Here is a 6,135-nt window from a genome sequence, read left to right on the forward strand (position 1 = left end):
GGCGCCGCCGGCCCGGCCCAGGACGCTACCCATGTACACCGTCAATGCTTCCCGGGGGCTGCCGCGCCATCGCTCCCGCTATCCCGCCGAGCGCTACACCCGCTGGGCACTGCGCGGCCTGGTGGCAGCGCTGGTCCTGGCCCTGCTGTGGCTGGTGCTGGCCTTCCACCTCAACGGCCAGCCGATCTTTGCCATGCTGTTCCTGGTGCTCGGCGCCGCGCTGGGGGTGGTCTTCACCCGCCGCACCCTGATGAGCCACCGCTACATCTTTCCCGCCGTGGCCAGCATGGTGCTGTTCGTCATCTTTCCGCTGCTCTACACCGTCGGCATCAGCTTCAGCAACTACAGCTCCAGCAACCTGCTCAGCGAGGAGCGGGTGCGTGCTCAGCTTCTGGCGCGTACCTATCAGGAGGAGAGCGCTACCTTCGGCTTTCAGCTCCATTCGAGCGACGAAGGCGTGCGGCTCTATCTGGAGCGGGAAGGGGCGCCGAGTACGACCGGTGAAGCGGAAGCCGAACTCGAGGAGGCACTCGAGGGCGTCTCGCGTTTCGTCTCCAGGCCGCTGTCGCTGCAGGAGGGCGAGCGTCGTCATGTCGCCATTCAGCCCGCCGAGGGAGAGCCGGTGGGCGAGCCACTATCCATGCGCGAGGTGATCGCCTATCGCGCTGCGCTGCAGAATCTGGTGTTGGCGACGCCTGAAGGGCTGGAGCTGCGCATGGCCGGGTTGCGCCACTACGCGCCCATGCTTGACCGCTATGAGGCCCGCGACGACGGCAGCCTGTACGACCGCCGAGACGATCTCCTGCTGACCGCCGATAGTGAGACAGGCTTCTTCGTCACCGAAGACGGGGAGCGCATCACCCCGGGCTGGCCGGTGGCGGTGGGCCTGGACAACTACGCGCGGATCTTCCTCGACCCGGACATCCGTGGCCCCTTCATTCAGATCTTCGTCTGGACCTTCGCTTTCGCCGGCCTCACCGTCGTCTTCACCCTGATCGTCGGCTTCGTGCTCGCCTCGCTGCTGCAGTGGGACCAACTACGCGGCAAGGCGCTCTACCGCACCCTGCTGATCCTGCCCTACGCGGTGCCGGCGTTCATTTCGATCCTGATCTTCAAGGGCATGTTCAATCAGCACTTCGGCGAGATAAACCTGATCCTCGACGCCCTGTTTGGCGTACGCCCCGACTGGTTCACCGACCCCTGGCTCGCCCGCAGCATGCTTCTGATCGTCAACACCTGGCTCGGCTACCCCTACATGCTGCTGCTGTGCATGGGGCTGATCCAATCGATCCCCAGGGATCTCTACGAGGCCTCGGCGGTGGACGGCGGCGGTCCGCTGACCAACCTGTTCCAGATCACCCTGCCGCTGATCATCAAGCCCCTCACGCCGCTGCTGATCGCCTGCTTCGCCTTCAACTTCAACAACTTCGTGCTGATCGCGCTGCTCACCGGAGGCAACCCCGACATTCTCGGCGCCAGCACCCCGGCGGGCACCACCGACCTGCTGGTCAGCTACACCTACCGCATCGCCTTCCAGGACGCCGGACAGAACTTCGGCCTGGCCGCCGCCATCGCCACGCTGATCTTCCTGCTGGTGGCGGGGCTGGCGCTGCTCAACCTGCGCCTGGCCAAGGTCAGGGTCTGATTCGCAAGGTCACAGGAGAACTCTCATGGCCATGGTACAACCGCGTTCCCTGCGCTGGCGCAAGCTGGCGGCGCATCTCGCCCTGATCGGCTTTCTCACGCTGATCCTGTTCCCGCTGCTGCTGGTGATCTCGATTTCGTTTCGCGAGGGCAATTTCGCCACCGGCAGCCTGATTCCCGAGAACTTCTCGCTGGAGCACTGGGCGCTGGCGCTGGGCATCCCCTGGGAGCGCGCCGACGGCACGGTGGTGCAGCCGCCGTTTCCGGTGCTGCTGTGGCTGTGGAACTCGGTCAAGGTGGCGCTGGTGTCGTCGTTGCTGATCGTGCTGCTCTCCACCACCAGCGCCTACGCCTTCGCCCGCATGCGCTTCGCCGGCAAGGGGCCGATCCTCAAGAGCATGCTGATCTTCCAGATGTTCCCGGCAGTGCTCTCGCTGGTAGCGCTCTACGCCCTGTTCGACCGCCTGGGGCAGTTCGTCGGCTGGCTCGGCATCAACACCCATGGCGCGTTGATCGTCGCCTCGCTGGGGGCGGTGGCGCTGCACATCTGGACCATCAAGGGCTACTTCGAATCCATCGACGGCTCGCTGGAGGAGGCCGCCATGGTCGACGGCGCCAGCACCTGGCAGGCGTTCCGCTACATCCTGCTGCCGCTGTCGCTGCCGATCCTGATGGTGGTGTTCATCCTCGCCTTCGTCATGAGCATCATGGAGTACCCCATGGCCTCGGTGCTGCTGGTCGACGAACACAAGCTGACCCTGGCCGTCGGCGCCCAGCAGTACCTGGCCGACCACAACCAGCGCTGGGGCAACTTCGCTGCGGCGGCGGTGCTCTCCGGCCTGCCGATCACCGTGGCCTTCCTGATCTGCCAGCGCTGGATCATCGGCGGGCTCACGGCGGGGGGCGTGAAGGGCTAGAGGCCTGCTCAGGATGGTGGCTTGTATCACCGCGAGAGGAGTGCGCCCGCACGGCCAAGCCGGCGGGCGTTGTTTTTCCGACCATGTCTACCCTACCGGTCGTGACCGGGCGGCACGCGGGGTGTCAGCCCCTCGGCGCGCATCTGCTCGCGAACCTTGACGGGAGAGGGCGGGGGAAATTCGACGCCGCGCTCGATCATCATGTCGCGCACGGCTTCCAGACCCTGACGAATGTCACCAGGAGGCAAGCGCTGTAGCCTGTCATGTACCCCCCAAGCAGTCGTCACTCCATTCTCTAGGCGAAGGTTGGGCTCGGCGCCTTGCTCGAGTAAGTAAATCGCGATCTCAGGCTTGGTGCCTAGCGTGCTTTCATCAAATGCACTGGAGTGCCTTCCGTTTCCTGATCTGTAATTAATGTCGGCGCCGCGCTCAACCAATAATTTGACATGATCTAGAGTGCCGGAAATGACCGCTTTGTTGAGTAAGGCAGTGTCGTTCTCATCGGCACCGTCATTGGGAGAAAGGCCACCATCTAGCATGGCCTCTAGGTATTGCGTGTTATCGCTCATGAGGGCCGCCCCCAAGGGAGTTCTCGCTGGCATGCCTTCCAAGGGACTTTCACTGGGGTGAACGCCCAGCTCGACCAGGGTGCGCACGGCATCGGGATTCTGCTGAAGCAGGGCGAACCACATCAGAGTCATCTGCTGCTCGCCCCGAGCGGTCAGGTCGACGCCCTCGGCTCCGTGGCGCAGCGCCGCCATATCATTGCTTTCGATGGCTCTGGCCAGTTCGAGATGTGGGCCGGTGAAGAGCTCGTCGGCAGTGTGAGTACGTGACATGGTCAATCCCTGGGTTGGCTGGCAGCCGCTGGCAAGGAAGAACAGTACCAGCAACAGTAATGATCGATAGCGCAAGTGAAAAGCGCGCTGTGGCTTGGACTGCATGGTGTCTCCCTACGTGCAGTGATGTCCCGTGGCTTCGGCCAGGATACCCTGATCCATCGACTTCTGGGCTTCCAGCCCCTCGATGACTTGCACCATGCTGTGCCGCTCGACTGGATTGATGCCCCGGCCGGGCAGCCGATAGGGCGTGCCCACCGCATCCGGCATCAGCGTGGCCAGCAGGGCGCTGCCGGCGGCTCCGGCAAGGGCACCGGTGCCACCGCCCAGTGCCGCGCCAACCCCGGCCGCGGCGAGCATGGAACTCAGCCGCCGCTCCTGCAGCAGTGTGAGTATTTCCCCCGCGACGCGGAAAGCCTGGATATTCTCGGGCTTTGGCTGATGCAGCGTGCCGCCATAGCGTTCCACGGTATTGGGATGCAAACCGGCGGAGTTAAATGTCGTTGCGGGCAGGCCGCTTGCGCGTGAGGCAGCAGAGACCAAACCACCGCCAAGCGAATGCCCTACAAAAGTGATTCTTGCGTCACTACGTGCAAGACGTTGCGACAGGTTGACTGCTCTTTCGTAATAATCGGAATGAAGATTGAGACCTTGGGCGATATTGTTGCGGATATCTTCCCGGTTCGAGAAGTCCGTGCCCCTAAAGCCTATTGCCGGTGTCATGGCATTTCCAAAGACATCTGGGTCAGGAAGATACAGTCCGCCTCTGAAGGAGCTGTCTCCGGGGTGCAAGTAAGAGTTGCTTAATCCTAAGTCTTCCAATAGCTCTGCATCCTGGCTGCTATCTCCCCAGCCCACCGGCACGGGCTGGCTGGGGTCGTAGACATGCTGTGCCAGCCGGGCGTGTTCCACGGCGACGTTGTTGCGCTCGAAGCGCTCGGTGGTGGCGGCCAGGGTATCGCGGGGGCCACCCGGCGGCATGGTATCGAGCCGGGTTCTGGCAGCGGCGATCTGGCCTTGGCGACACTGCCAGCGTGCCGCCTTCTGGCGCCTGGCTTCCACCAGGTCGTCTACGCTCGAGTCGGTCGTGTCTTCGCTCGCGTCTGATTCGGCTTCGTCCTGTGTCGTGGCGGCGATGGCCATGGCCGCCGCCATGAAGCCGCCCATGAGCGGCTCACCGCTGGACTTGAGCGTCACGTCCTCGCTTGCTTCCGGCGTGGCAACACCCGGCAACAGCGCCGCCGCTGCCCCCTGCCCACTCCCCGAGCCGGGGCTGCCACCGGAGTTGATCTTGACCTGGGCGCCGACGATGGTGATGCCGCTGGGGTCGAGCTTGAGGAAGCTGCCGCCGGCCTTGAGGGTGATCTCGGCGCCGGCGTCGATCACGGTCTTGCTGCCGGCCTTGTGGTGAATCTCCTGGCCGGCTTCGACGAGCTGAGCGCGGGCGGTCTTTTCGTGGCGCGTGGTACCGACGATGAGGTGGTCGTTGCCGTCGACCTTGAGGTGGCGCTGGCCACACACGGTGAGGTGGTCGTCGGCGTGGATCTCGCTGATGCGGTTGCGGTGCACGGTGAGGTGGCTGTCGTTGCCGATCTCTTCGGTGCGGTCGTTGTGGGTCAGCAGTTCCAGGTCTTTCTGGGCGTGGAGCCAGATCTGCTCCTGACCGGCTTCGTCCTCCAGGCGCAGTTCGTTGAAGCCTTCGCCTTGGTGACTCTGGGTGCGGATGACGGTACGGGTCTTGTTCGCCGGCAGTTCGTAGGGCGGTGTGCTGACGGCGTTGTAGATCCGCCCGGTGATCAGCGGTTGATCGGGGTCGCCCTCCAGGTAGCTGACGATTACTTCATGGCCAATCCTCGGAATCGCCATGCTGCCGTAGCCGCCGCCGGCCCAGTCCTGACTCACCCTCAGCCAGGCGCTGGCACCGTTTACAGCGGCTTCGCCTTCAGCTCCGGCGGTATTCGGCTCGGCATAGCGGTCCCAGGGGAACTGCACCTTGACCCGGCCGTGTTCGTCGCAATAGATCTCTTCACCTTCAGGACCAACGACGAAGGCGATCTGAGGGCCGTCGACTCGGGGCCGGGGATTGGGCTCGGGGCGCCAGGCCTGGTCGGCGGGCATGAGCACCAGTTCGTTGTGGTACTTGGTCATGGCTTCCGAGCCTGCCCGACCCTGCAGGCCATCACTCCCTTGCCCATCGCTCTGGCCGCCGCTCTGAACGAAGCCGTCCTCTTCCAGCGCCTGGTGCTGCTTGCCGTGGTGAATGACGCCGAGCACCTGCCAGTCGCGGTTGAGGTCGTCGAGGTCATGGTCGGTAAGGGTGAAACGTGTACCCGGGGCGAGTTCGGGCAGGTCGCTCTCGGCGTCGGCGGTATTGGCACCACGGCGTAGTGCTTCGAGGCGAATGCGGGTGAAGGCCTGGCCGGAGGCGTCGGCCTTGTAGCGCCCGGGGTAGTCGAAGTGTTCGTACCCTGTATCAACGACGCCACGCTGCCCATGCGTCTCGAGGTCGCCGACGAGATCGTGCAGTTGGGCCTGATGTAGCTGCGAATAGCCAGGTTTCTTGAACGAGTAGTCCTTGAGCGTGGCCGAGGCCGGAGCGACCCGGGCGTGCTGCTGGAGCTTGCGCACGTGACGCGCCGGTGGCGTGCCCCCGGCGCGGCCGTGGTAGGTGCGCTCGCCCAGGTGGCTCAGCACCTGGGGCGCATCGGCGAACACCAGGCGGTGGGCGGCGCGGG

At 64.4% G+C, this 6,135-nt stretch carries 3 protein-coding genes and 1 pseudogene; 2 read left to right on the forward strand and 2 right to left on the reverse strand.

The features are described 5' to 3' along the window. Window positions 1-31: 31 nt before the first annotated feature. Both malF and malG read left to right on the forward strand, forming a co-directional pair. Complete coding sequence (gene malF, locus B8115_RS05090; protein WP_010626679.1) at window positions 32-1,645, forward strand: maltose ABC transporter permease MalF; 1,614 nt, start codon at window positions 32-34, stop codon at window positions 1,643-1,645. Window positions 1,646-1,670: 25 nt separating this feature from the next. Then, the gene (gene malG / locus B8115_RS05095; protein ID WP_010626680.1) at window positions 1,671-2,561 is read left to right on the forward strand and encodes a maltose ABC transporter permease MalG; all 891 of its coding nucleotides are present in this window, start codon (window positions 1,671-1,673) and stop codon (window positions 2,559-2,561) included. Between the two features lie 92 nt (window positions 2,562-2,653). Here malG and B8115_RS05100 read toward each other — a convergent pair whose 3' ends face one another. Then, window positions 2,654-3,505, reverse strand: a complete 852-nt coding sequence (locus tag B8115_RS05100; protein ID WP_010626681.1) for an ankyrin repeat domain-containing protein — start codon at window positions 3,503-3,505, stop codon at window positions 2,654-2,656. Between the two features lie 1,089 nt (window positions 3,506-4,594). Then, window positions 4,595-6,135, reverse strand: a pseudogene (locus B8115_RS23170) (type VI secretion system Vgr family protein); the annotation flags it as partial.

This window comes from Halomonas sp. KM-1 (assembly GCF_000246875.1).
Taxonomy (GTDB): Bacteria; Pseudomonadota; Gammaproteobacteria; order Pseudomonadales; family Halomonadaceae; genus Halomonas; species Halomonas aerodenitrificans.